Source organism: Methylobacillus pratensis (assembly GCF_054072455.1).
The window spans coordinates 229,478-253,439 of record NZ_JBSUSR010000001.1; the positions used below are offsets into that span (position 1 = coordinate 229,478).

The 23,962-nt window shown below is 61.3% G+C and carries 23 protein-coding genes; 4 read left to right on the top strand and 19 right to left on the bottom strand.

The features are described from left to right. Window positions 1-159 precede the first annotated feature (159 nt). The 15 genes from ACW4YW_RS01060 to msuE all read right to left on the bottom strand — a co-directional run bounded on the left by ACW4YW_RS01060 (window position 160) and on the right by msuE (window position 15,975). Window positions 160-1,227, bottom strand: coding sequence for a branched-chain amino acid ABC transporter permease (locus ACW4YW_RS01060; protein ID WP_457135853.1), 1,068 nt, complete (start codon window positions 1,225-1,227; stop codon window positions 160-162). Window positions 1,228-1,378: 151 nt separating this feature from the next. Beyond that, window positions 1,379-2,260 carry a branched-chain amino acid ABC transporter permease gene (locus ACW4YW_RS01065; protein ID WP_457135854.1) on the bottom strand — a complete coding sequence of 294 codons (882 nt, stop codon included), beginning with the start codon at window positions 2,258-2,260 and terminating at the stop codon, window positions 1,379-1,381. A gap of 25 nt (window positions 2,261-2,285) precedes the next feature. After that, on the bottom strand, window positions 2,286-3,059 hold the full coding sequence (locus tag ACW4YW_RS01070; RefSeq protein WP_457135855.1) for an ABC transporter ATP-binding protein: 774 nt from the start codon (window positions 3,057-3,059) through the stop codon (window positions 2,286-2,288). Next, window positions 3,059-4,201 carry an AMP-binding protein gene (locus ACW4YW_RS01075; RefSeq protein ID WP_457135856.1) on the bottom strand — a complete coding sequence of 381 codons (1,143 nt, stop codon included), beginning with the start codon at window positions 4,199-4,201 and terminating at the stop codon, window positions 3,059-3,061. The genes ACW4YW_RS01070 and ACW4YW_RS01075 overlap by 1 nt, the downstream gene beginning before the upstream one ends. 65 nt (window positions 4,202-4,266) lie before the next feature. Continuing rightward, window positions 4,267-5,367, bottom strand: a complete 1,101-nt coding sequence (gene sfnG, locus ACW4YW_RS01080; RefSeq protein ID WP_457135857.1) for a dimethylsulfone monooxygenase SfnG — start codon at window positions 5,365-5,367, stop codon at window positions 4,267-4,269. 66 nt (window positions 5,368-5,433) lie between these two features. Further along, window positions 5,434-6,660, bottom strand: a complete 1,227-nt coding sequence (locus tag ACW4YW_RS01085) for an acyl-CoA dehydrogenase family protein (RefSeq protein ID WP_457135858.1) — start codon at window positions 6,658-6,660, stop codon at window positions 5,434-5,436. Between the two features lie 43 nt (window positions 6,661-6,703). Beyond that, window positions 6,704-7,483 carry an ABC transporter ATP-binding protein gene (locus ACW4YW_RS01090; RefSeq protein WP_457135859.1) on the bottom strand — a complete coding sequence of 260 codons (780 nt, stop codon included), beginning with the start codon at window positions 7,481-7,483 and terminating at the stop codon, window positions 6,704-6,706. 1 nt (window position 7,484) lies between these two features. Next, window positions 7,485-8,828, bottom strand: a complete 1,344-nt coding sequence (locus tag ACW4YW_RS01095) for an ABC transporter substrate-binding protein (RefSeq protein ID WP_457135860.1) — start codon at window positions 8,826-8,828, stop codon at window positions 7,485-7,487. Window positions 8,829-8,893: 65 nt separating this feature from the next. Beyond that, window positions 8,894-10,231 (bottom strand): ABC transporter substrate-binding protein, encoded by a 1,338-nt coding sequence (locus ACW4YW_RS01100; RefSeq protein WP_457135861.1) that lies wholly within the window; start codon window positions 10,229-10,231, stop codon window positions 8,894-8,896. Window positions 10,232-10,278: 47 nt separating this feature from the next. Beyond that, complete coding sequence (locus ACW4YW_RS01105) at window positions 10,279-11,334, bottom strand: branched-chain amino acid ABC transporter permease (protein WP_457135862.1); 1,056 nt, start codon at window positions 11,332-11,334, stop codon at window positions 10,279-10,281. Between the two features lie 35 nt (window positions 11,335-11,369). Further along, complete coding sequence (locus ACW4YW_RS01110) at window positions 11,370-12,251, bottom strand: branched-chain amino acid ABC transporter permease (RefSeq protein ID WP_457135863.1); 882 nt, start codon at window positions 12,249-12,251, stop codon at window positions 11,370-11,372. A gap of 13 nt (window positions 12,252-12,264) precedes the next feature. Further along, window positions 12,265-13,053, bottom strand: a complete 789-nt coding sequence (locus ACW4YW_RS01115; protein WP_457135864.1) for an ABC transporter ATP-binding protein — start codon at window positions 13,051-13,053, stop codon at window positions 12,265-12,267. Continuing rightward, the gene (locus tag ACW4YW_RS01120) at window positions 13,050-13,982 is read right to left on the bottom strand and encodes an AMP-binding protein (protein WP_457135865.1); all 933 of its coding nucleotides are present in this window, start codon (window positions 13,980-13,982) and stop codon (window positions 13,050-13,052) included. The genes ACW4YW_RS01115 and ACW4YW_RS01120 overlap by 4 nt, the downstream gene beginning before the upstream one ends. Further along, window positions 13,979-15,388, bottom strand: coding sequence for an LLM class flavin-dependent oxidoreductase (locus ACW4YW_RS01125; RefSeq protein ID WP_457135866.1), 1,410 nt, complete (start codon window positions 15,386-15,388; stop codon window positions 13,979-13,981). The genes ACW4YW_RS01120 and ACW4YW_RS01125 overlap by 4 nt, the downstream gene beginning before the upstream one ends. Next, the gene (msuE, locus tag ACW4YW_RS01130; RefSeq protein ID WP_457135867.1) at window positions 15,385-15,975 is read right to left on the bottom strand and encodes an FMN reductase; all 591 of its coding nucleotides are present in this window, start codon (window positions 15,973-15,975) and stop codon (window positions 15,385-15,387) included. The genes ACW4YW_RS01125 and msuE overlap by 4 nt, the downstream gene beginning before the upstream one ends. Window positions 15,976-16,382: 407 nt before the next feature. Here msuE and ACW4YW_RS01135 point away from each other — a divergent pair, with 407 nt between their 5' ends. Then, window positions 16,383-17,609 carry an SfnB family sulfur acquisition oxidoreductase gene (locus ACW4YW_RS01135; protein ID WP_457135868.1) on the top strand — a complete coding sequence of 409 codons (1,227 nt, stop codon included), beginning with the start codon at window positions 16,383-16,385 and terminating at the stop codon, window positions 17,607-17,609. 137 nt (window positions 17,610-17,746) lie between these two features. Here the strand turns inward: ACW4YW_RS01135 and ACW4YW_RS01140 are convergent, their stop codons facing one another. The 3 genes from ACW4YW_RS01140 to ACW4YW_RS01150 are packed head-to-tail and all read right to left on the bottom strand — an operon-like array spanning window position 17,747 to window position 20,342. Next, a complete protein-coding gene (locus ACW4YW_RS01140) occupies window positions 17,747-18,952 on the bottom strand; it encodes an acyl-CoA dehydrogenase family protein (protein WP_457135869.1) in 1,206 nt (401 codons plus the stop codon). Window positions 18,953-18,962: 10 nt separating this feature from the next. Beyond that, complete coding sequence (gene ssuD, locus ACW4YW_RS01145) at window positions 18,963-20,120, bottom strand: FMNH2-dependent alkanesulfonate monooxygenase (protein ID WP_457135870.1); 1,158 nt, start codon at window positions 20,118-20,120, stop codon at window positions 18,963-18,965. A 36-nt stretch (window positions 20,121-20,156) separates the two neighbouring features. Beyond that, window positions 20,157-20,342 carry a hypothetical protein gene (locus ACW4YW_RS01150; RefSeq protein WP_457135871.1) on the bottom strand — a complete coding sequence of 62 codons (186 nt, stop codon included), beginning with the start codon at window positions 20,340-20,342 and terminating at the stop codon, window positions 20,157-20,159. Window positions 20,343-20,478: 136 nt separating this feature from the next. Between ACW4YW_RS01150 and ACW4YW_RS01155 the strand changes: the two genes are divergently transcribed. The 3 genes from ACW4YW_RS01155 (at window position 20,479) to ribA (ending at window position 23,591) form a co-directional block, all read left to right on the top strand. After that, on the top strand, window positions 20,479-21,687 hold the full coding sequence (locus ACW4YW_RS01155; protein WP_457135872.1) for an acyl-CoA dehydrogenase family protein: 1,209 nt from the start codon (window positions 20,479-20,481) through the stop codon (window positions 21,685-21,687). Between the two features lie 71 nt (window positions 21,688-21,758). Then, a complete protein-coding gene (locus tag ACW4YW_RS01160) occupies window positions 21,759-22,808 on the top strand; it encodes a sigma-54 interaction domain-containing protein (RefSeq protein ID WP_407996792.1) in 1,050 nt (349 codons plus the stop codon). A gap of 153 nt (window positions 22,809-22,961) precedes the next feature. Then, window positions 22,962-23,591 (top strand): GTP cyclohydrolase II, encoded by a 630-nt coding sequence (gene ribA / locus ACW4YW_RS01165; protein WP_407996538.1) that lies wholly within the window; start codon window positions 22,962-22,964, stop codon window positions 23,589-23,591. A 64-nt stretch (window positions 23,592-23,655) separates the two neighbouring features. Here ribA and ACW4YW_RS01170 read toward each other — a convergent pair whose 3' ends face one another. Continuing rightward, on the bottom strand, window positions 23,656-23,895 hold the full coding sequence (locus ACW4YW_RS01170; RefSeq protein WP_309565186.1) for a hypothetical protein: 240 nt from the start codon (window positions 23,893-23,895) through the stop codon (window positions 23,656-23,658). Between the last annotated feature and the right edge of the window lie 67 nt (window positions 23,896-23,962).

The window sequence follows — 23,962 nt, forward strand, 5'->3', positions numbered from 1 at the left end:
TAAAAAATAAAATTTATAAATCATTAATATTCAATTAACTAAAATATTTTTATAAAGTAATTTATAGTTAATTTGGACGTAGAAAACCCTACCCGTACGAAACGCGGGAAACTAAAAATCGCTCAGATAGGGTTCAGTTCTGGCCGGAGAACCTGGCCTCTACAACCGCAGCGGCCAGATGCGGATGCGCTCGCGGAACGTCTGCCACATGCGCGCCAGGCCTGCGGGCTCCTTGATCAGGAAGAAGATGATGAATACGCCGAAGATGATCTTCTGCAGGTTTTCCAGTTGTCCCGGATCAACCACGCCTGCCAGGAAACTCGCCGAGAGATTGGAAAGCAGGATGGGCAGAAGCACGATGAAGGCCGCGCCGAGGAAGCTGCCCAATATGCTGCCCATGCCGCCGATAATGATGATGAACAGTATCTGGAACGAGCGGCTGAGGTCGAAGCCGTGCGGCTCCACCGTGCCGAGATAGGTGAACGCCCAGAGCGCCCCGGCGATGCCGAGCACGAATGAGCTGATGGCGAATGCCAGCAGCTTGGCCCTGGGAATGGAAATCCCGATCACGGCGGCCGCGGTATCCATGTCGCGCACCGCCATCCAGTGCCGTCCCAGCTCGCTGCGCACCACCCTGCGGGCGAAGAATGCGAGCACGGTGACGACGGCCAGGGTCAGCAAGTAGCGCCCGGACGGGGAACTGAAGTCATGGCCGCCGATCCGCAAGGGCGGCGCGGTGATCACGCCCGAGGAGTTGTAGTTGGAGAACCAGCCGAACTGAGTCAGCGCCCAAGTGACGACGAATTGCGCCGCCAGGGTGGACACCAGCAGGTAGAAGCCCTTGATGCGCAGGCTGGGCAGCCCGAAGATGATGCCCACTGCCGCCGCGGCCAGGCCGCCGAAGAAAAAGCCCAGCAACAGCGGCAGGCCGTCGATACGCAGCTGGAAGTTGTAGGCCGCGAACGCGCCCACCGCCATGAAGGCAGCCGACCCCAGGGATATCTGCCCGGCATAGCCAGTGAGCAGGTTGAGGCCCAGCCCGGCCAGCGACAGCACCAGGAAAGGGATCAGGATGGCGCTGAACCAGTAATCGTTGCCGATGAACGGCACCACGGCAAAGGCGAAGCCGAGCAAGGCGTAGAAAGCCCAGCGCTGCTGCCATAGCCGGAAGATGCGGTTGTCCGCCTGGTAGGAGGTGACGAACTGCCCCGATTCCCTGTATATCATGATCTTCTCCGAAACTACCTTACTTGGAACGGCTGACAAAACCCTTCTGGCGTTGTTGCCCTGCCTTGCCGTACGACTTGTACTGCCTGCGGCAGAGCGCTTGGCCGGAATCGCTTCGCTGGGTTTTGTCAGCCGCTCTTAGAATCGATTCTTAAACCCGCGCAATCTCGCGCTCGCCAAAAATCCCCGACGGCCTGACCAGCAAGAACAGCAACGCCAGCACATAGGGGAACCAGTTTTCTATACCGCCGCCGATTACCGGCCCCAGGTACACCTCGGCGAGCTTTTCCGACGCGCCGATGATGAGGCCGCCGATAATCGCCCCGCCGATCGAGGTGAAGCCGCCGATGATCAGCACCGGCAATGCCTTGAGCACCACCAGCGACAGGGAGAACTGCACGCCCAGGCGCGCGCCCCAGAGCAATCCGGCCACTAGGCCGACGAACCCCGCCACCGCCCAGACGATCATCCAGATGCGCTGCAGCCTGACGCCGACCGAGAGCGCCGCTACCTGGTCATCGGCCACCGCGCGCAGCGAAATGCCGATCCTGGTCTTGTTGAACAGCAGGGACAGCACCAGCACCAAGACGCCGGCCGTCGCCGCGGCGAACAGGTCGAACTGCGACAGCAGCAGCCCGCCGACCTCGAGCGGCTCGTCGCTGATGCCCAGTTCCAGGCCATGCACCTGCGCTCCCCAGAGGAATTGCGCCAGCCCCTCGATGATGTAGCTCAGGCCCAGCGTCGCCATGAACAGCGTGATCGGCGGCCGGTTCACCAAGGGGCGCAACACGGCGCGCTCAATGCCCCAGGCCAGCAGGACCATGATGAGCAAGGTCGCGGCAAAGCACGCCCAGAACGGCACGCCGCGCTCCAGCAGGCTGACGAAGGTCAGCGCGGCGAACAGTACCATGGCGCCCTGGGCGAAATTGAATACGCCCGATGCCTTGTAAATGAGCACGAAGCCGATCGCCACCAAGGAATACATCAGCCCGGCCAGCAATCCCCCTGCCAGAACTTCAAGGAAAAACTCCATTATTTCATTTCCTTATTATTCATTCTTAATGCTTTACTCCAAGATATGCGGCGATCACTTCCTGATTGTTGCGCACTTCGTCCGGCGTGCCGTCGCCCACCTTGCGCCCGTAATCGAGCACGACGACGTGGTCCGACAGGTTCATCACCACGCCGATGTCATGCTCGATGAGCACGATGGTGGTGCCGAACTCGCGCTGGGTGTCGAGGATGAAGCGGCTCATCTCAGCCTTTTCCTCGCTGTTCATGCCCGCCATCGGTTCGTCGAGCAGCAGCAGGCTGGGCTCCGCTGCCAGCGCCCGCGCCAGCTCCACCCGTTTCTGCAGCCCGTAAGGCAGAGTGCCGACAATGCTGTTGCGCCACTGGTTGATATGCAGAAAATCAATGACTTCCTCTGCCCTCCTGCGTTGCACGGCTTCATCGGCGGATGCCCGGCCGATGCCGAGCACCTGCTCCACCCAGCTGCTTTTCACCTTGAGGTTGCGGCCGGTCAGGACGTTGTCGAGCACGCTCATGCCCTTGAACAGGGCAATGTTCTGGAACGTGCGCGCAATGCCCTGCAACGCCGCCTGGTGCGACCGCATCCTGCGGTAGCTTGCGCCGTTGAAGCCGATAAGGCCTTCGTCCGCCTGATACACGCCATTGATGACGTTGAGCAATGAGCTCTTGCCCGCGCCGTTGGGGCCGATCAATGCGCAGATTTCCCCCTTGGCCACGGCAAAGCTGATGTCGGTGATCGCCTTGACGCCCTTGAACGAAAGCGAAATGCCCTGCAACTCGAGCAATGGAGCTAATGCCATCACGATGCCCTTTTGATGCCGTCAGAGCCGGACTCCGGCGACGGCACCTGCCGCGTCGTGGTGGTCGGCAAGGTGCGCCAGTTCGCGACCTTGTCCCAGGTGTGGATATGGATGTCCAGGTTCTTGAAGAACTGCAGCGACTCCTGCGCCAAGGCCGGGCCGATCAGCAGCGGCACTCGGATGCGCGAGAAACCGATGACGTCGCGCAAGGGGCGCTTCACCAGCCAATAGCCGAGGAAACGCTGCAAGATAGAGCCATCGGGCCGCAAGGCGTAGGTGACGAACCTGCCCAGTAGGCTGTCAGGCAGCGGCAGCCTGGCCCTGACCATGGATTCCAGCCTTTGGTAGGTGTCGCGGGTGCCGACCACCAGCGTCGGTCCCAGTTCGCGCCTGTCGGCGTCCCGCGTCAGGATGTTTTCGGGGAAATTGAGCGTGAAGCCTGCCGTCAGCCATGGCGACAGCAAATAGCGCAAATGGCCGCTAGTGGCGAAAACGCGCGCGGCGAACGCTTCTTCATGGCGGCCGAGCCGTTCGGCAAATACCAGTTGCCGCCCCTCTTCCAGCAGCTCGTCGTGACGGAAGTGCTCCACCTGCACATGGCGTCCCCCGTTCACGCGGTAAAGCGCGAACGCCGACTGCTCAGCCTCCGCCACCGGCGCCCTCGGTACCGCTGCGGCTGCCGACAGCAAGGCGCGGTACTGCCGCATCGCGCTCTGCGCATGTCCTTCCAGGCCGCGCGCCTCGGCATAGATCACCTGCACGCCTGGCTGGCTGCTGGCGAGGGTCTGCTCCACTTGCTGCTGCCCTTCGGCGAATACGAAGGCAGGGGCGAGATGCGTGAGCAGCAAGGCCAGCGTGTCGTCTTCGAGCGAAGGGTCAAGCGGCGCGGCAATCCCGCCCAGCCATTGCGCCGCAATCGATAGCAGCAATGCCTCGCGCCGGGGATGGGTCAGCAATACCAGCGTGTCGCCGCGTCCGAACCCCAGCTTGTGCAGGGCATCAACCAGCTGAGCGACCTCGCCGTGCAGGTCTTTCCAGCGCTGTTCGTGCCAGATGCCCAGTTGCTTGTGACGCAACGCGACCCGTCCGGGCTGGATGGCGGAGTGATGGGTCAACCAGTGAGGTAAGGTATTGCCTGCCATATGATCTCCATTGTTTATAGGGCCTGCATTCAAGCATCCGCGCTTAAGCCTGAATGCCAAACCGCCTATGCGGCCAGGGCCACCTGTTTCTGCTCCAGCTCGCGCACGAGCGGCAGCACTTTCTCGCCAAAATACACCACTTCCTCCTGGAAATGCAGGAACGCCGACAATACCAGGTCCACGCCGATGGCCTTGAGCGCGACGATGCGCTCGGCGATCTGCTGCGGCGTGCCGATCAGGTTGGTCTTGAAGCCGTCGTTGTACTGCACCAGGTCCTCGAAGGTGGACTTGGCCCAGTTGCCCTCGCCTTCCGGGCTGGCCTTGCCCGCCTGCTTCACCGCGTCGCCGAAGGCGTTCACGGCCTCCGGGTCGGCCTTGTCGATGATCTCCTGCAAGACTGCCTTTGCTTCCTCTTCCGTGTCGCGGGCGATGATGAAGGCATTGACGCCGATCTTGACCTTATGGTCGTTGGCGGCGGCCTTCGCCTTGATGTCGTCTATCTGCGCCTTGATGCCTTCCACGGTGTTGCCGTTGGTAAAGTACCAGTCCGACACGCGCGAAGCCATGTCGCGCGCGGCGCGCGAGCTGCCGCCCTGGAAGATTTCGGGATGCGGGTTCTGGTTGTATGGCTTGGGTTTCAATGTGTAGTCGTGGAAACGGTAGAAGTCGCCGTTGAAGCTGAAGCTGTCCGTGGTCCAGATGCCCTTGAGCGCGCGGATGAACTCCTCCGAGCGGCGGTAGCGCTCGTCATGCTCCAGCCACGGCTCGCCAATCGCCTGGAATTCGCCCTTGAACCAGCCGGAGACGATATTGACCGCGACGCGCCCCTTGGTGAGCTGGTCTATGGTCGCCAGCTGCTTGGCCGCCACGGCAGGGTTCCACGGCCCCGGCAGGATGGCAGCGATCACCTTGAGCCTGGTGGTGGCCGCCAGCAAGGCGTGCGAAAAGGAAACCGGCTCGTGCTGGAACTCGGCGCCGTAGCCCGCCGTGAAGCGGATCTGGCTCAAGGCGTAGTCGAAGCCGTTCTGCTCCGCAAGCTGGGCCAGCTTGATGTTGTAGTCCAGGTCCCAGCCCGTGCGCTGCTCGACCTTGCTCACCACCAGCCCGCCGCTGACGTTGGGCACCCAATATGCGAACTTGATATTTTCCTTGCTGCTTTCACTCATGATTCATCCTTTCAATAATGGTACGAACGCCTGCCTTGCAGGCCATAAACTCTTCAATCATGCGCATCACGCCACGCCAATGCGCCACTGATACGGCGGCAAGGTGCCGTTGACGGCAAAATCGCCGACGATGCGGTCCTTGTAGATGCGCGGGTTGTGCGAGCCGAGCGTGCGCGCGTTGCGCCAGAAACGGTCCAGCGCGGATTCCCTGAACGTGGCCGAAGCGCCGAGGGCGTCGAACAGGATGGTGGCGCTGTGCAGGATCAGTGAAATGACGGTGCCCTGCGCCTGGCTGACTTCCAGCTCGGCTATCGCATTGGCGCTGTCTTCCGCCTCGAGGTCATGCCGGAAGCGCGTGTCGTAGGCACGTTGCAGGGCTGCGGCGTTCTGCAACACGACGGCGCCGGCGGCATAGGCCGCGCCGCGCAACTGGCCGATCACCTGCAGTATTTGCGGGTCGTGGCGCGCCAGCGGCGTATTGGCATGGCTGAAATTGCGCTTGCGGCGGCGCACGGCAAGCGCGGCCTCGTCGCTCAGCCTGCGGCCGATGCCGGCAAGGGCCGCCAGGTGGAAGAGCTGGAAGAAGCCGGTGGCGTAGCGGCACCCCTCCTCCGCCAGGTTCACATTGGCCGCTTCGACGCGCACATCCTTGAAATGGACCGTGCCGCTGGCCGTGAGCTTTTGGCCGAAACCGTCCCAGTCGTCCTCGATATGCACGCCGGGATCGTCACGGCGCACCAGCACGGAAGCGGAGGCATCGTCATTGTTGGTGCAACCTACCTCGATCCAGTTGGCGTAAAGCGAACCGGTGGTATAGAACTTGACGCCGTTCAGCAGGTAATGGTCACCGTTCCTGCTCACCCTGGTGGCGAACAGGCCTTGCGGCGCATCTCCCGGCTCGGTCCAGGCCGGGCCTGCGAACACCTTCTCACCGCTGATGCGCGCCAGCCAATGCTCGCGGAACGCGGCGTCGTGCGAGTTCAGGACATTCTCCACGAAGCCGGCATGGCCGCGCACGGCCTGCACCAGGTTGGAATCGGCCTGGGCCAGCTCGACCAGCAGGTTGAAATACTCCGGCAGGCTCACGCCCTGGCCGCCGTATTCCTCGGGTACCCGCAACGCCATGAACCCGGCCTCGCGCAGCCATTCCAGCTCCTCGAACGGCAGCCCGCGCTGCAACTCGCGTTCCACCGCGCCTTGGGCGATCCTGTCGAAAATGGGGCGGTATTGCGCGGCGATCGCTTCGTAGCGTTCGCTGGGCCCGGCGCCCCATGCTTGTGAAATCTGCGTCATTGCTCTATTTCCATCCTCATATTCATCGGTGCTGCATATCGGTTCATTGCTTTTTTCCCAGATAGGCGTCCTGCAAGGCGTTGTTCCGCAACAGCTCCTGCGCCGTACCGGACAGCACCACGCGGCCGGTTTCCAGCACGTAGCCGTAATGCGCATGCTTGAGCGCCACCGGGATGTTCTGCTCGGCCACCAGGAAGCTGACGCCCTCTTTTTCATTGAGCTGGCTGACGATCTCGAAAATCTCCTGCACGATCAGCGGCGCCAGCCCCATGGAAGGTTCATCGAGCAGTACCAGAGAGGGGTTGGTCATCAGGGCTCGGCCGATCGCCACCATCTGCTGCTCGCCGCCCGAGGTATATCCGGCCTGCACCTTGCGTTTTTCCTTCAGGCGCGGGAACCAGGCATAGATACGCTCCAGCCCGTCCTGCAGGGTCTGCCTGCTGGGACGCCTGACAAAGCCGCCGCTGCGCAGGTTTTCCTCTACCGTCAGGTGCGGAAAGACATGGCGGCCTTCCAGCACATGGACGATGCCCTGCTGCACCAGCAGGTTGGGCGGCGTTTGCGTGCTGGCCTGGCCCTTGAAGTGAATGCTGCCCCGGCTGATGGCGGCGCGGTCGGCGCGCACCAGGCCCGAAATCGCCTTGAGCGTGGTGCTCTTGCCCGCGCCGTTGGCGCCAAGCAAGGCGATGATGCCGCCCTGGGGCACGGCCAACGATACGCCGCTGACGGCCAGGATCGCGCCGTCGTAGATGACCTCGATGTCGTCCACGCGCAGTAGGTCCTCTGCGCTAGGATTGGCCTGGGGAACGGAAACGGCGCTCATCTCACGACTCCTTCCCGCATTCGCGCGGCGTGATGCCCTTTTGCTTGGCATAAGCGGCCGACTTGGTCTTGATCAGCGGCCACAGCAGTTGTCGGTCGGCCTGAATCCAGTCGCTGACCAGCTTCCATTTGCTGCCGTCCCACTGCTGCACCCGCACCGCGCCGCCGCCTTCATGGTCGGCGCATGAGAGCTTGAAGTTCTGCAACAGGCCTTTGAAGCCGTTTTCCTTGAGGCGCGCATCGTCGATATTCAGGTGCTCCAGGCCCCACTGCCCTTCTTCGCCGGTGATCGGCCGCTTGCCGAACTTGGCCTGGGCCGCACGCACCGCCTCGACGCCAATCACCGCATTGACCAGGCCCGAGTTGTAGTAGACGCTGCCGAAGTTCCTGGTATCGCGCAGATCGCTCTTGCCCGCATCGATGATGTGTTTTTTCAGGCGCTTGTGGATTTCGAAGCCGGTACCGGCAGGATAAGGCGTCAGCGCCAGGTAGCCCTTGGCAGCGGCGCCGGCCGGGATGACGTCCTCCTCGGAGCTGGCCCAGACGTCGCCGATGATGCGGTTGGCCGGGATGCCGAAACGCGCGGCGGTCTTGATCGCCACCGGCGAGGAGACGCCCCAGGTGCGGATGAATACCCAGTCAGGCTTGGCTTGGCGTATCTGCCGCCATTGGGCCGACTGCTCGTTGCCGGGATCGGCAAACGGCACCTGGATGTCCTGGAAACCGTATTTCCCGGCCAGCAGCTTGAGTGGCTCTATGGTTTCGCGTCCGTAGGCCGAATCATGATACAGGGTGACAATCTTCTTGCCCTTGAGCTTGTCGAGCCCGCCTTCCTGCTGCGCGATGTAGTTGACCAGCGCGGAAGCCTCACTGTAGAAGGTCAGCAGCACCGGGAAAATATATGGGAACACTGTGCCGTCCGCCGCCTCGGTACGGCCGTAGGCCATGGTGATCTGCGGAATCTTGTCGGCCAGTGCGCGGTCGGACAATGCATAGGCGGCCGGGGCGCCGTTCGGGTAATAAGTCGCGACCGGGGCGCCGTTCAGCCCCTTCTTCGCGCGCTCGTAGCACTCTACGCCTTTTTCCGCGGTCCACTCGGTCTCGCACTCCTGCCAGACAATCTTGACGCCGTTGATGCCGCCTTCCACCTCGTTGATGTAGCGGTAGTAATCGATGATCCCGGCCCATATCTGCACCCCGGCCGAGGCATAAGGCCCCACCCGGTAGCTGGCGATGGGCTGGAACTGCTTGCCGGCGTCGGGGCCGGGCGTAGTGGTCACGGCCTGGGCCGTGGCGGATATCCCCAATGCCAGGGCCAATACGGTCATGGCGCGCGTGATCGTCATGGTGATGTGCTCTCCAAATCAATAAATAGAATCGCGGGTTCCTTCAGCATCAATACCGCTCGGCATCAGTGTTCCTTGGCCGGGTCGCGGCGGGCGATGCCCTTCTCCTTGGCATAGGCCGCGGATTTCGCCTCGATCAGCGGCCGCAGGGCCTTGCGGTCCGCCTGTATCCAGTCGGTCTTCAACTGCCACTGCTTGCCATCCCATTGCTGGATGCGCGCCGCGCCGCCGCCCTCGTGGTCATACGGGGTGATATTGAGCGGCTGCAACAGGCCGTGGAAACCGATCTGCTTCAGGCGCGCATCGTCGATCGCCAGGTGCTCGAAAGCCCAGCGCCCTTCCTCGCCGTTCAACGGGCGCTTGCCGAACTTCTTGTAGCCGGTGCGCAGCGCTTCCACCGCCAGTGCGGCATTGACGAGGCCGATGTTGTAGTACACGGCGCCGAAGAATTTCTTGTCGCGCAGGTCGCTCTTGCCGGCATCGAGGATGTGCTTCTTCAAGCGCTGGTGAATCTCGAAACCGGCGCCGCCGGGATAAGGCGCCAGCGCCTGGTAGCCCTTGGCTGCCGTACCGGCCGGGATCACGTCGGCCTCGGAACCGGCCCAGACATCGCCGATGATGTGGTCGACCGGGATGCCGAAACGCGCGGCGGTCTTGATCGCCACCGGCGTCGACACGCCCCAGGTGCGCAGGAACACCCAGTCAGGCTTGATCTCGCGCACGCGGCGCCATTGCGGCGATTGCTCGTTGCCGGGATCGGCCACCGGGATCTGGATGTTCTCGAAGCCGTATTTCTCCGCCAGCAGCTTAATCGCGGCCTGCGTCTCGCGCCCGTAGGCCGAGTCGTGGTAGACCGTCACGATCTTCTTGCCCTTTAGCTTGTCCAGCCCGCCTTCCTTCTGCGCGATGTAGTTGATGCCGGTGGAAGCCTGGCTGTAGTAGTTGAACAGCAGCGGGAATGCGTAGGGGAACACCGTGCCGTCGGTCGATTCGGTACGCCCGCCCGCCGGGTCGATCAGGGGAATCTTGTCCGCCGAGGCCTTCTCGATCAGCGCATAGGAAGCCGGCGTGCTGTGCGTGAAGAAGAATGCCAGCGGAGAGCCGTGCTTGCCCTTTTTCACCCGCTCATAGACCTCCACGGTGCGGTCGGGGCTCCACTCGGTCTCGAACTCCTCGTAATTGATCTTGACGCCCTCGATGCCGCCTTCGACTTCGTTGATGTAGCGGAAATAATCCAGCGTGCCCGCCCACCACAAGGTGCCACTGGAGGCATAGGGGCCAACGCGGTAGGTCGGTAGCGGCACGTATTGCTCCGCGGCGCTGCCCACTGCCGGGACAGCGAGGCCGAGCACGGCCGACATGGTCAATGCCGCAATGGTATTGAGGAAGAATGGAGACTTCATATGGTTTAAACCCCTTGAAAACATGGTGCAAATCAAAATAGTGCAAATCAAAAACGCAACGGCCACACCGACAACCTGCCGCGCAGGTTGCTGAGCAAGCGCGCGATGCCTTCCGGCTCCTTGATCAGGAACCAGATGATCAGGCTGCCGAAAATGACCTTCTGGATGTTCTGCAGCAACCCGGCGTCCAGCTTCCCCGCGAACAACGACTGGGAAATGAAGTCCAGCGCCAGCGGCAGCAGGCTGATGAAGGCGGCGCCGATGAAACTGCCGCTGATGCTGCCCAGCCCGCCGATAATGATGATGAACAGGATCTGGAACGACCGCTGCAGGCCGAAGCTCTGCACCCCGGCCGAACCGAGATAGGCGAATACCCACAGCGCTCCTGCGATGCCGAGATAGAAGGAGCTGACGGCAAAAGCGAGGATCTTGCTGCGGTTGACGCGGATGCCGATCACCGCGGCGGCGGTATCCATGTCGCGGATCGCCATCCAGTTGCGCCCGGCCTGCCCGCGCACGAGGTTGACGGCAAGCCAGGTCAGCAACGCCACCAGGCCGCTCACCAGGTAATACTTGGTGAGCGGGCTGGCGATCTCCCAGCCCAGCACTTCCAGCCGCGGCGACGAAATCGTGGCCGACGAGCTGTAGTTGTAGAACCACGGAAACTTCACGAACACCCATTCCAGGAAGAACTGCGCAGCCAGGCTGGTCACCATCAGGTAGAAGCCCTTGATCTTGGCGCTGGGCAAGCCGAAGAACAGCCCCACCAGCGCTGCCACCAATCCGCCAAGGAAGATCGCGACCAGGAAAGGCAGGTCGAGATGAATGAGGAACGCATAGGTGGCGAAAGCCCCCACCGCCATGAAGCCGCCCGAGCCCAGCGAGGTCTGCCCGGCATAGCCGGTGAGCAGGTTGAGCCCCAGTCCTGCCAGCGAGAGGATCAGGAACGGGATGATGACGGCATTGAGCCAGTAGTCGCTGCCCACCAACGGCACGGCGGCGAATGCGAACAGCAGCAGGAGCAAGGCATAGGGCAGCTTGCCATCCTTGAGCAGCACTGGCGCCCAGTTGCGGGAATGCGTTAATAGAGGGGTACCGCTCATGGTGTCGCCTTTTCTATTCAATAGCCCGCTCATGCTCACACCCGCTCGATCGCGCGTTCGCCGAAGATGCCCGCGGGACGCACGAATAGGAATGCCAACGCCAGGAAATAGGCGAACCAGCCGGTAATGCCGCCGCCGATATGGGGGCCGATATAGGCTTCCGCCAGGTTTTCCGCGGCGCCGACGATCAGCCCGCCTGCGATGGCGCCGCCGATCGAGGTGAAGCCGCCGATGATGAGCACTGGCAATGCCTTGAGCACCACCAGCGACAAGGCGAACTGCACCCCTTGGCGCGCGCCCCAGAGCATGCCTGCCACCAGCCCGGTGATGCCCGCCACCGTCCAGACGATCTGCCAGATGCGGTTGAGGTTGATGCCGACCGACAGCGCCGCGCGCGTATCGTCCGCCACTGCGCGCAGCGAGATGCCGATGCGAGTCTTGTTGAACAGCAACGCCAGCAGTGAGACCAGCAGCACGGCAGTGATGGCCGCCACCAGGTCGAACTTGCTGATGAGCAGGTCGCCGACGAATACCGGCACATCGTCTATGCCGAGGTCCAGCTCGTGGACATTGGCGCCCATCGCGCCTTGCGCCAGGCCTTCCACCACGTAGGAAAGCCCCAGCGTCGCCATGAACAGGGTCATCGGGCTGCGGTTGGTCAATGGCCGCAGCACCACGCGCTCGATCAGTACCGACGATACGACCAGCATCGCCAGGGTTGCCAACAGGGCCAGCGCGAACGGCACGCCGGCTTCGTACACCGTGACGAAGAACAAGGCCGAGAACAGCAGGATGGAGCCCTGGGCGAAGTTGAACACGCCGCTGGCCTTGTAGATCAGCACGAAGCCGATCGCCACCAGCGAATACATAGTGCCGGCCAACAGGCCGCCGATCAGCGTTTCGAGGAAAAGCATCATGTCCGCGCCCTCCTCAATGCACCGAGCCGAGGTAGGCGGCAATCACGTCGGGATTGGCCTGCACTTCGGCCGGCGTGCCGTCGCCCACCTTGCGGCCGTAGTCGAGTACCACCACATGGTCGGACAGGTTCATGATCACGCCCACGTCGTGCTCGATCAGCACGACCGTGATCCCGAGGTCGCGGTTGATATCGTTGATGAAGCGGCTCATCTCCTGCTTTTCCTCGGCGTTCATGCCCGCCATGGGTTCGTCCAGCAACAGCAGCCTGGGGGAGGACACCAATGCCCGGCCCAACTCCACGCGCTTTTGCAGGCCGTAGGCCAGGTTGCCCACCAGGGTGTGGCGGTGCAGTTGCAACTCAAGGAACTCGAGCACGGCCTCGCTTCTTTGCAGGAAATCCGCCGCCTCGCGCCGTGCGCGCGGCAGGCTGAGCGCCTGCTCGATGAAGCTGGAGCGGCCGTGGCGCGACAAGCCGCTGAGGATGTTGTCCAGCACGCTCATCTTCTTGAACAAGGCATTATTCTGGAAAGTGCGCCCGATGCCGCGCCGCGCAGCCTGGAACGGATGCAGCCTGCGGAAGTGCTCGTTGTCGAAATGAATTTCACCGCTATCGGGAACATATACCCCGTTCAGGACGTTGAGCAGCGAACTCTTCCCCGCGCCGTTCGGCCCGATCAACGCGCAGATCTCGCCGCGTTGCACCGAGAACGACAGGCTGGTGATCGCCTTCACCCCCTGGAATGACAACGAGATGTCCTTCACGTCGAGGATGACGTCGCCGCTGTTGACGATATGCATCATGACGCAGCTCCCGCCGGAGCATTGGCACCTGCATCAGCCGGTAGCCCGTGCAGGCGCGATATGCGTCCTGCCAGCCACCTGGCAATCGGTGTCGCGGCCGCCTGGCCGGCCAGTTGCCGTTGCCAGCTGCCGTGCGGCGGCAACCGCTCTTCCAGCTCGGCCTGCACCTGGATTTTTCTCTTGGGCGATGCCACGAAATGCTGCGGCTGGATTTCATGGCGGTCGCGCGCCGACGAGGCCGCCACCTCGGGCGCCGCCAACGTCATACCGCTTTCCAGCCAGCTCTTGAGCACCTGTTCCAGCCCGCCCTGCCATTCTGTGCCTTCGTCTACCCATAGCACGGACTGCGAACGCAGGTTGCGGTACAGGTCCGAGGCTACACCGGGACGCTTCGCGCCGTCGGCAACCGCCTGTGAAACCGTATGCAGCGCGACGATGCGCCACGAGGCGTGCTGGTGCCCGGTCGGCTGCGAGGTGAACAGGGTCGCCGGCTCGGCGCTGGCGTAACCGCTCTCCAGCCACGAGGCGATGGTTTTCCTGTCCTGCACGAAAGCGTGGGTCGGCGCGGTCGCTTGCAGCGCCTTTCTCAGGTGATCGCCCTGCGCATGGCGATCGACCGGGACCACCCTGGCGCCTGCCGCATGCGCGGCCAGCACCAGCAGGATCAGCTCTGGCTCCAATGCGCCGCTCACCGCCAAGCGGGCCCCGGCAACCAGCCCGTGCCGCGCCAATCCCTGGCGCAGGCGGTCCAGTGCTGTAGGCAGGTCATGCCAGCGGAACGCTTCCCAGCGTCCGCGCTGCTTGTGCAGCAATGCAATCGCATCGGGCCGCTGCGCTGTCCAGCCTGCTACATTTGCCAGGATATCCTGCGAGAAACCGGCGCCCAGCGCCTGCGAATCCGGCGTTGCCAGCAATGCGCTCCAGGTCATGCCGTTTTCTCCTGCAAGTACGGCGCCTGCTGTTCATGCTTGACGCGCTCGATGTCGCGGTAGCGCGCAGCGGGATGGTTGGCCGGCAGATAAGGGCCTTCGCCGAACAGCTTCTCGCGCAGGGTGCCTTCGCGGTATTCCTTGGGATAGACGCCGCGGCGCTGCAATTCCGGCACCAGGTGCTCCACCACATCCTCGAAGGTCTCGTGCGCCACGGCATAGGCCAGGTTGAAGCCGTCGAGGTCGGTAGCCTCCACCCATTGCTGCAACTGGTCGGCCACGGTGGCGGCCGAGCCGACGAACAAGGGCCCCAAGCCGCCGACGCTGGCCCACTTGGCCAGCTCTTCTATGGTCCAGGTCTTGCTGCCTTCGGCCAGGTGCTCCACCGCGGAAATAATGGCGTTGGTCTCGACCTTGCGCACGTTGTCCTTGGGGGCGTAGCGGCCGAAGTCGATGCCGGTCCAGCCCGAGGTCAGCACCAGCGCGCCATCGTAGGAACCGTAGCTCTGGTATTCCTTGAGCTTGGCATGCGCCTTGGCGTCGGTCTCATCGACGACGATGGTGACCAATGCATAAATGAACAGTTTTTCCGGGTCGCGCCCGGCCGCCGCGGCGCGGTTGCGAATGTCCTGCACATAGGCGCGCGTGGTTTCCTGGGTTGGCGTGGAAATGAACACCAGCTCGGCGTTCTGCGCGGCGAAATCCTTGCCGGCGTTCGACGCCCCGGCCTGAAACAGCACCGGGGTACGCTGCGGCGAAGGTTCGCACAGGTGGTAGCCGGGCACCTCGAAATACTTGCCCTTGTGTCCGATCTCGTGAATTTTCCCGGGGTCGGCAAACACGCCCTGCTCACGGTCGCGGATCACGGCGCCCTCCTCCCAGCTGCCCTCGAACAACTTGTAGAGCACTTCGAGGTATTCATTGGCAACCTCGTAACGGTTGTCATGGCGTTTGAGGCCGCCCTGGCCGATGTTCTTGGCGCCGCTTTCCAGGTAGGAGGTCACGATGTTCCAGCCCACGCGCCCCTTGGTATGATGGTCGGCCGTGGAAAGCCGACGCGCGAACGTATAGGGGTGCTCGAATGAGGTCGAGGCGGTAATGCCGATGCCCAGGTGCTTGGTGGCAAGCGCAATCGGGTTGGCCAGCTGCAGCGGATCGTTGACCGGAATCTGCACGCCTTGCAGGAAGGCATGGTCGTTGCTGCCCTTGTAGACGTCGTAATAACCGATCACGTCGGCAATGAAGACAGCGTCGAAAATGCCGCGCTCCAGGATCTTCGCCAGGTCGGTCCAGTATTCCAGGTCCTTGTATTGCCAGGAGCGGTCGCGGGGATGCCGCCACAACCCGGGGGATTGGTGGCCAACGCAATTCATTTCGAACGCATTGAAGCGGATGGTCTTGCTCATGCGCTGGCCTTCTGGACGGATAGATTATCGACGGCAAGCGCCTGCAGGTACGGCAATGCTCGCTCCACCGCGAGGACGACGCGCTCCTTCAATTGCGGGCCGGCAATGGCATAGCCGCCCAGGTCCAGCTCCTTGAAGTCGGCCTCGCTGCCGTATACGCCCACCGGCAGGGTCAATGCCTGGAAGAAACTGAACAGAGGCCGCAGCTGGTGGTCGATCACCAAGGCATGGCGCTCGCTGCCGCCGGTCGCCGCGAGCAGAACCGGGGTGTTGGTCAGGGTTTCGTGCCCGACAAAGTCGAACAGGTGCTTGAACAGGCCGGTGACCGATGCGCGGTATACCGGGGTCGCCACCGCCAGCAGGTCGGCCTCTTCTATCCTGAGTATTTCGTCGACGGCGGCCTTGGGCAGCTCGAGGCGGCTCAGGCTGCCTCCGAGCGCCGGCCCCAGCTTTTGCAGTTCTATGAAATGCACGTCCAGCGGCAGCCTTTGCTGCAGTTCGGCAACGATGGCCTTCAATAATGTTGTCGTGCGTGACGGATTGCTCAGGCTTCCCGACACGGCGACCAGCTTCAGTCTTTTACTCATTGCCGCCCTCCTGTTTACTTATTACCAATTGCGGCGTTTTATGCGTCCGCAAATAACAATTAGTAGATAGCAGCAACCGTGCCAAAACTAAAAATCATTAATATTCATATGGTTGATAGTAAAAATGAGAATTTTTACCTGTTGCGTGACAGGCTGAATGCTGAAAATGTGCTGCTGTATCAGCAGCCGGAGTAAGGGAAAAATGAGATTGCTGCAGGACAGGCAGGAGAAGGATTGCTGATTGAGCAGCATATTGTCAGCAATATGCTGCTAGTCAATAGCGCGCAATCAAAAGCAATTTAAAAGTAAGTAATTGAATTTAAATAACTTACTCAGATGGCATGCTAAATGCACACTTCGGTCAGGATCGTTGTATCCCGCATATTCATCATTTAAAGAGGTAATCCATGACAGCCACATCCGTACCGATAGAAGAAACCGACCTCCCTCGCGCGCCGGCGCACATCATCAAGACCGATGCAGAAGCCATTGAAGTCGCCAGGCAAGTCGCCGCGGAAATCGCCAAGGAGGCGGCAGTCCGCGACGCCGAGCGCCGCTTGCCTGCGCCAGAGCTCGACCTGTTCTCGCAGAGCGGACTGTGGGGCATCACGGTGCCGCGCGAATACGGCGGCGCGTTTGTCTCCAATACCACTCTGACCGAAGTGATCGCAATCGTTTCCGAAGCCGACCCGAGCATCGGTCAAATCCCGCAGAACCACCTTTACATGGTGGAAGGCATACGCCTCGACGGCACCGAGTTCCAGAAGCAGTTCTTTTTCGACCTTGTGCTGAAGGGCGTGCGGTTCGGCAATGCCTTCTCGGAAATCGGCACCAAGAGCGTCAATGACGTGCAGACCCGCATCACGCCGACCGAGGGTGGCTACCTGCTTTCCGGCAAGAAGTTCTATTCGTCCGGGGCGTTGCTGGCGGACTGGGTGCCGGTCATCGCCAAGAACGAGCACGACAACACGACCGTGGCCTTCGTCAAGAAAGGCACGCCCGGCCTGACCGTGATCGATGACTGGTCCAGCTTCGGCCAGCGCACGACCGCGAGCGGCACCACCATCCTCGACAATATCTTCATCCCGGCGGATTACGTCCTGCTGCACCACCTGGCATTCGACCGGCCGACCAGCATGGGGCCGGTCGCGCAAATCATCCAGGCTGCGGTCGATACCGGCATCGCGCGCGCGGCCTTGCGCGACACCATCCATTTCGTGCGTCACCATACCCGCCCCTGGATCGACAGCGACCTTGAGCACGGCTATGAGGACCCGTTGACGATCAGGGATATCGGCGACCTGCAGATCCGCGTGCATGCGACCGATGCCCTGCTCAAGCGCGCTGGTGAACTGCTCGATGAAGCACAGCGTAACCCGAACGAGGATACCGTAGCCGCCGCCTCGATCGCCGTGGCGGAAGCCAAGGTGCTGAGCACCGAAACCGCCCTGCTCGCAGGCAGCAAGCTGTTCGAGCTGGCAGGTGCGCGTTCGACGCTGGCCCAATTCAACCTGGACCGCCATTGGCGCAATGCCCGCACCCACACCCTGCACGACCCGGTGCGCTGGAAATACTACGCCGTGGGCAATTACGCGCTCAACAACATCAATCCGCCGCGCCATCCGTGGATTTAATGCGCTAGGCGCAATGGCATGAACGCGGGGTTTCTCCCGCGTTTTATCACGCTACAAAGACGTTGAATATCTGGAGCTTAACTTGCTGCAGCAATGACAATAAAAAGCCCGGATATCCGGGCTTTTTGGTTTCTTCATCAGGAATAAAACGACGGCGTCGGATATTGCTGGTTCAAGGCCCAGTCGCCTAGCTCCCTGAGCTTGAAATCGACCGGGTCGTGCAATGTGTAGACCCTTAGATTGCGCCAGAAGCGGTCAAGACGCAAAGCGGCGGTGGTAGCGCGCGCACCGGTGACCTCGAACATGCGCTGGGTGATGTCCAGCCCGCTTTTGCTCGTTGCCACCTTTGCCGCGGTCACGGCAATCGCCACTTCGCCGCGTTCCTCCTGAGTCAGAGACTCGGCCTTGCCCCAGGCGCTATCTAGCAGTGCCGCTGCGCGATTGGTCAGCAGGCGCGCGCCCTCCAGCCCTACCCAGAACTCACCGTAATGCAGCAGGGTATAAGGCTCCTGCTTGATGTCGCTCGCCAACGAGCCTGACCAGACACGCGATTGCTTGAGAGTGTATTGCTGCGCTTCCGCCAAGGCGCCTTCGGCAATGCCCAGGTAGATATTGGAAAAGATCAGTTGCGCGATCAACGGCCGCAAACAGGCGAACGGCGTACTGAGCGGGCCGGGCTGCGTCAGCAGCTCGGACTCTTCCACGCGAACATGCTCGAAATCCGCGCTGCCGCTGTCGGTCTGCCGCTGGCCGATATTGTCCCAGTCCTGGTGCAGGATGATGCCTTCGCGCGCTGTCGGAATCGCGGCGATGAGTAGTTTCTGCGTTGCCGCATCGATCGCCGATGCAATCAGCATGTCGGAATCCGTCGCGCCTGAACAAAAGCTCTTCTTGCCATGGAATTCGCGTCGTCCGCCCGCAACCTGGCTGCTCGTGCGCGTATCCAGCGGATTCAAGGCATTGCCCCAAAACCAATTACTCCTGGCTGTCTCGCGAAACCATGGCTTCCACTGCGTTTCGGTGCCGAACAGCCGCACCGTGGCCAGCATGAGGTGCTGGAAGGCGAAGACCTGCGCGACCGAACTGTCCACGCGCGCGAACTCTCGCACCACCTCCAGGGTGTCCGTCCAGCTCGCTCCCGTCCCGCCCAATTCCCGGGGAATGATCAGCCCGAGCAGGCCGCTCCTTCTTATCTCGTCACGCTCCTGCTTGGGAGTGCCGCCCTGCTGGTCCCTGGCGACGGCCGTCTTGGCAAACTGCGCCGCGAGCGAGCGGGCAACCTCCAGGGGAGTAGTATGGAACTGCTCAAGCTTGGGCTTGGCAATAGCTTCGACTGGGTTCACAGGCATCCCCTTATTTGACAATGGACAACTTGCCCGAGGCAGGCGGCGGCACGATATCGTTTGCCACCATTTCGCCGAACGGGCCTGTCAGGTTGATATTGCCGAGCGCATTCTGCTGCTCGATCGGCAGCAGCGGGAACAGCAGCTCGGCAACGCGGTAGGCCTCTTCCAGGTGCGGGTAGCCGGAAAAGATGAAGTAATCGATGCCCAGCGCCGCATATTCGCGGATGCGTTCCGCGACCTCCTGCGGATTGCCTACCAGCGCAGTGCCGGCCCCTCCCCGCACCAGCCCCACGCCGGCCCAGAGGTTGGGCGCCACCGTCAGTTTGTCCCGGCGCCCGCCATGCAAGGCCGACATCCTGCGCTGCCCCTCTGAATCGAATCGCGAGAACGCTTTCTGCGCCGCGGCTATTGTCTCGTCCGTGACATGGGAAATCAGGTCATCCGCCGCCTGCCATGCCTGTTCGCTGGTTTCGCGCACGATCACATGCATGCGGATGCCGAACTTGAGCGTGCGGCCATAGGCGGCGGCGCGCGCCTTCACAAGTTCAATCTTTTCCTTCACCGCTTCGAGCGGTTCCCCCCATGTTAGGTAGACATCGATCTGCTGAGCTGCAAGCTCAACTGCTGCTGGCGAGGAGCCGCCGAAGAACAATGGCGGATATGGTTTCTGCACTGGTGGATACATGGTCTTGGCATTCTTGACCTTGATATATTGCCCCTCGAAATCCACCGATTCGCCCGCCGCCACCCCGCGCCACACCTTGAGGAACTCATCCGCCTCGGCGTAACGTTCGGAATGGCTGAGGAAATTGCCGTCCCCGTGTTGCTCGTCCGGATCGCCGCCGCTCACGACATTGATCAGCAACCGCCCGTCGGAGATACGGTCAAGCGTAGCCGCCATGCGTGCGGACACTGTAGGGGAAATGATGCCGGGACGGATCGCGACGAGAAACTTCAAGCGCTCGGTGAAGTTGACGAGAGAAGACGCCACCACCCAGGAGTCTTCGCACGAGCGGCCGGTCGGGATCAAGACGCCCTTGAACCCCAGCTCGTCAGCAGCCTGGGCGATCTGCTTTAGATAGTGGTGGCTGACGGCACGGCCGCCATGGCTGGTGCCAAGGTAGCGGCTATCGCCATGCGTGGGAAGAAACCAGAATATATCCATCTAACGTTGTCCTTGAACTGATAAACATCACCTGCCCTATTCAGCAAGCTCCATGCCACGATCCAAGTCAATGTTTTCTAAGAGGTTATAAAAACCACACTCGTACAGGTGCTGATTAATCAGCACAAAACTGCTCGATTGCTGGTAGGAAAGCACATCGCTCAGTCGAATTTCTGCAGAATGTGCTGATTCACAAGCAACAGCCCGCAGCCCCGATTTCATCAGCCTTTACGGGAGATCAAGCCCAGCTTGGCCTCGCGCATTGCTTCCCTGGCAGCAGAATACCGACCAAGCCTTGGCAGGACGGCATGGCACGATAGCTGCTATATCCTTATTAATTCATTAAGGAATATAACTTTTGGCTATTTCAACGACTATACTCCAGGACGATGTCGAGGTACACGAACCGCCATCCATCCAGGAAACCGCGAAAGCGCTGGCAGCGGAATTCCGCCTGACGGCGGTAGAACGCGACGAAGCAGGCGGCACGCCGAAGGCGGAGCGCGACCTGATCCGCAACAGCGGCCTGCTTGCTTTGTCGATCCCGGAAACCGAGGGTGGACTGGGTGCCAACTGGCAGGACACCATGCAAGTCGTGCGCGAGTTCGCCAGGGCGGATAGCTCGATTGCCCATGTGTTCGCGTTTCACCACCTCATGCTCGCGACCGCCAGGCTGTTCGCACGCCCCGACCAGTGGCGCCCCTGGTTCGAGCATACCGCCAGGCTGAACTGGTTCTGGGGCAATGCGCTCAACCCGCTGGATGACCGCACCACCAGCCGGCAGGTCGGCAACTGGTATGAGTTCTCCGGCAAGAAGAGTTTTTGCTCGGGCGCGCTGGATTCCGAGATGCTGATCGTTTCCGCCTATACCCAGGACAGCCACGACCTCGTCGTGGCGGCGCTACCCACCGGGAGAACCGGCATCAGCGTATTGCAGGACTGGCACAACATCGGCCAGCGGCAGACAGACAGCGGCAGCGTCAACTTCGAGAAAGTGCGCGTCGAGGCCAACGACATCCTCGCCGACCCGGGGCCGCTGAGCACGCCGTTTTCCTGCCTGCGCCCCCTGCTCGCCCAATTGATCCTGACCAACATCTACTTAGGCATTGCGGAAGGCGCCTTCGAGGACGCGCGGCACTACACATTGAACGAGGCCAGGCCCTGGCACCGCTCCGGGTTGGAGCATCAAACGGAAGACCCTTACATCCTCGCGCATTACGGCGAGTTCTGGGCCAGCCTGCAAAGCGCCAGGGCGCTGACCGACCTTGCGGCGGCAAGCTTCGACCAGGCATGGAGCAAGGGAAGACAGTTGACGGAGGAAGAGCGCGGCGAAGCCGCGATCGACATTACGTCCGCCAAAATCATCGCCACCCGCACCGGCCTCGACATCACCAGCCGCATGTTCGAGGTCGCCGGGTCGAGGGCCACCCATGCGGGGCTCAGGCTAGACCGGCATTGGCGCAACCTGCGCACCCACACATTGCATGACCCCGTTGACTACAAGATCAAGGAGCTGGGCGAATGGGCGCTGAAACAGCAGTACCCGACGCCAACATTCTACTCATGAACATATTGGACAACGATTACATGGGACTCACCTACCAAGAATTTGACGGCATTTACTCGAAAGAGGATGAAATGAATTTGTTGACACTACCCAACTCGCAATCGCTCAGTACCTCGATACGAGCGACGGCACAGGTGTTCGAGGACCCGAAATCCCTGGCGCTCCTCGCACGCATCCAGAAAATCGCCCCCAGCGACGCCAATGTGCTGATCATCGGGGAGACCGGCACCGGCAAGGAGCTGATCGCCCGCCACGTGCATGACTTGAGCCGCCGCCGGGGAAAACCTTTCGTGGCGGTCAATTGCGGCGCCTTTTCCGAGACCCTGGTCGAAAGCGAGCTGTTCGGCCACGAGAAAGGCGCCTTCACCGGCGCGTTCTCCGCCAAGACCGGCTGGTTCGAGGCCGCCCACGGCGGCACCATCTTCCTCGATGAAATCGGCGACCTGCCCCTGAGCATCCAGGTCAAGCTGCTGCGCGTCCTGCAGGAGCGCGAAGTGGTGCGCCTGGGAGCGCGCAAACCCACGCCGATCGACGTGCGCCTGGTGGCGGCCACCAATGTACGCCTGGAAGAAGCCGTGCTGGCGGGACATTTCCGCGAAGACCTGTTCTACCGCCTGCGCGTGGCCCTCCTGGAAATTCCGACATTGCGCGACCGCCCGGGCGACATCCTGCCCTTGGCCGAGTATTTCGTCAGCGAATACCGCCGCCGCCTGGGTTACGGCGAGGTGGAGATCGACGAGGACGCCAAGCGCAAGCTGCTAGCCCATCCCTGGCCTGGCAATATCCGCGAGCTCGAGAACGCCATCCACCATGCGTTGCTGATCTGCAAGAGCCACCGCTTGCGCAGCGAAGACCTGCAACTCTCGTCCATGCAACTATTCCACCGCGCCCGCCAGGAGCATGACGGCCATGGCGCAGGCGACCCGCTCCAGCACGCATTGCACCAGCTGTTCGAGGCCGGCCATGAAAGCCTCTACGAGCATATCGAGGACACGGTGGTGCGCACGGCCTACCACTATTGCCACAACAACCAGGTGCAGACGGCGCGCCTGCTGGGCGTAAGCCGCAATATCGTGCGGGCAAGGCTGATCAAGATGGGCGCGATTTCCGCATTGAAATGACGAGGGCCCAAGGATATTCGCCACATGCCGGAACCAGCCGGCGCAACACTCGACCGCCCAACAAAACGGCAACAAACCCTGGCGTCATAGGCAGATTTACTTTAATCTGCCTGTCTGCGTTTTGCAGCAGCACTCAACCATTGCATTACCCATATGAGCACGATCAGTAAAATTTCTTCATCCACCCTGCCCACCAAGTACGGTCAATTCATCATCCATGTCTATCACGACGTACAAACCGGCCAGGAGCATGTCGCCCTGGTGGCAGGCCATGTGCTCAACAATGAAAACGTGCTGGTGCGCGTGCACTCCGAATGCCTGACGGGCGACATCTTCTCCTCCAACCGTTGCGATTGCGGCGAACAGCTGGTGTTGGCGCAGAGCATGATCGCGGAAGCCGGCCAGGGCGTGCTGCTCTACCTCAAGGGGCACGAGGGGCGCGGCATCGGCTTGGCGAACAAGATCCATGCCTATGCGTTGCAAGACCAGGGGCTGGATACCGTCGACGCCAACCTGCACCTCGGCCTGCCGATCGACCAGCGCAGCTATACTGCCGCAGTGGATATCCTCAAGGACCTGGGCGTGCACTCCCTGCGCCTGATGACCAACAACCCGGAGAAAGTCTCCAGCCTGCAACAGGCCGGCCTAGCCATCAATGAGCGCATTCCGCTGGTGATCCAGCCCAACCAGGACAACCTGCAATACCTGCTGACCAAGCGCGACAAGCTAGGTCATTTCTTCGCGCAGACGGAAATGCAAAACCCCGACTTCGGCGAGCTTTGATCTTGTAAGACTTAGGCCAGAAAAACATAAAAAAAAGAGCGGGTTAACCGCTCTTTTTGTTTGATCAGTTGAAATTCCGCTTCACGTGATGCAGGTGATAACCGTGTTGCTCGATATCCTTGATGATCAGACCGGCATCATAGTGCAAGTGGCGCTGCTCCTTGTCCACCTCGACATCCGCGGTCTGGTGGATCAGCTTGGCATAATCCGGGTCGGGCACGTCCACCTTGGAAATATCGGCCCCTGCCCTGACCGAGATGTACTTGTTGTTACTGGTCGCACTTTTATAGATATCCACTTTCATGATGATCTCCATCTGGTTGATATTAAAAAGTATTCAAAGATAGTAAAACCTTTTATCCCCTTATGAC

Excerpts from the sequence above, each read along its gene's own strand:
- ACW4YW_RS01060 (WP_457135853.1), bottom strand. The coding sequence starts at position 1,227 with ATGATATACAGGGAATCGGGGCAGTTCGTCACCTCCTACCAGGCGGAC.
- ACW4YW_RS01065 (WP_457135854.1), bottom strand. The coding sequence starts at position 2,260 with ATGGAGTTTTTCCTTGAAGTTCTGGCAGGGGGATTGCTGGCCGGGCTG.
- ACW4YW_RS01070 (WP_457135855.1), bottom strand. The coding sequence starts at position 3,059 with ATGGCATTAGCTCCATTGCTCGAGTTGCAGGGCATTTCGCTTTCGTTC.
- ACW4YW_RS01075 (WP_457135856.1), bottom strand. The coding sequence starts at position 4,201 with ATGGCAGGCAATACCTTACCTCACTGGTTGACCCATCACTCCGCCATC.
- sfnG (WP_457135857.1), bottom strand. The coding sequence starts at position 5,367 with ATGAGTGAAAGCAGCAAGGAAAATATCAAGTTCGCATATTGGGTGCCC.
- ACW4YW_RS01085 (WP_457135858.1), bottom strand. The coding sequence starts at position 6,660 with ATGACGCAGATTTCACAAGCATGGGGCGCCGGGCCCAGCGAACGCTAC.
- ACW4YW_RS01090 (WP_457135859.1), bottom strand. The coding sequence starts at position 7,483 with ATGAGCGCCGTTTCCGTTCCCCAGGCCAATCCTAGCGCAGAGGACCTA.
- ACW4YW_RS01095 (WP_457135860.1), bottom strand. The coding sequence starts at position 8,828 with ATGACGATCACGCGCGCCATGACCGTATTGGCCCTGGCATTGGGGATA.
- ACW4YW_RS01100 (WP_457135861.1), bottom strand. The coding sequence starts at position 10,231 with ATGAAGTCTCCATTCTTCCTCAATACCATTGCGGCATTGACCATGTCG.
- ACW4YW_RS01105 (WP_457135862.1), bottom strand. The coding sequence starts at position 11,334 with ATGAGCGGTACCCCTCTATTAACGCATTCCCGCAACTGGGCGCCAGTG.
- ACW4YW_RS01110 (WP_457135863.1), bottom strand. The coding sequence starts at position 12,251 with ATGATGCTTTTCCTCGAAACGCTGATCGGCGGCCTGTTGGCCGGCACT.
- ACW4YW_RS01115 (WP_457135864.1), bottom strand. The coding sequence starts at position 13,053 with ATGATGCATATCGTCAACAGCGGCGACGTCATCCTCGACGTGAAGGAC.
- ACW4YW_RS01120 (WP_457135865.1), bottom strand. The coding sequence starts at position 13,982 with ATGACCTGGAGCGCATTGCTGGCAACGCCGGATTCGCAGGCGCTGGGC.
- ACW4YW_RS01125 (WP_457135866.1), bottom strand. The coding sequence starts at position 15,388 with ATGAGCAAGACCATCCGCTTCAATGCGTTCGAAATGAATTGCGTTGGC.
- msuE (WP_457135867.1), bottom strand. The coding sequence starts at position 15,975 with ATGAGTAAAAGACTGAAGCTGGTCGCCGTGTCGGGAAGCCTGAGCAAT.
- ACW4YW_RS01135 (WP_457135868.1), top strand. The coding sequence starts at position 16,383 with ATGACAGCCACATCCGTACCGATAGAAGAAACCGACCTCCCTCGCGCG.
- ssuD (WP_457135870.1), bottom strand. The coding sequence starts at position 20,120 with ATGGATATATTCTGGTTTCTTCCCACGCATGGCGATAGCCGCTACCTT.
- ACW4YW_RS01150 (WP_457135871.1), bottom strand. The coding sequence starts at position 20,342 with ATGAAATCGGGGCTGCGGGCTGTTGCTTGTGAATCAGCACATTCTGCA.
- ACW4YW_RS01160 (WP_407996792.1), top strand. The coding sequence starts at position 21,759 with ATGAATTTGTTGACACTACCCAACTCGCAATCGCTCAGTACCTCGATA.
- ribA (WP_407996538.1), top strand. The coding sequence starts at position 22,962 with ATGAGCACGATCAGTAAAATTTCTTCATCCACCCTGCCCACCAAGTAC.
- ACW4YW_RS01170 (WP_309565186.1), bottom strand. The coding sequence starts at position 23,895 with ATGAAAGTGGATATCTATAAAAGTGCGACCAGTAACAACAAGTACATC.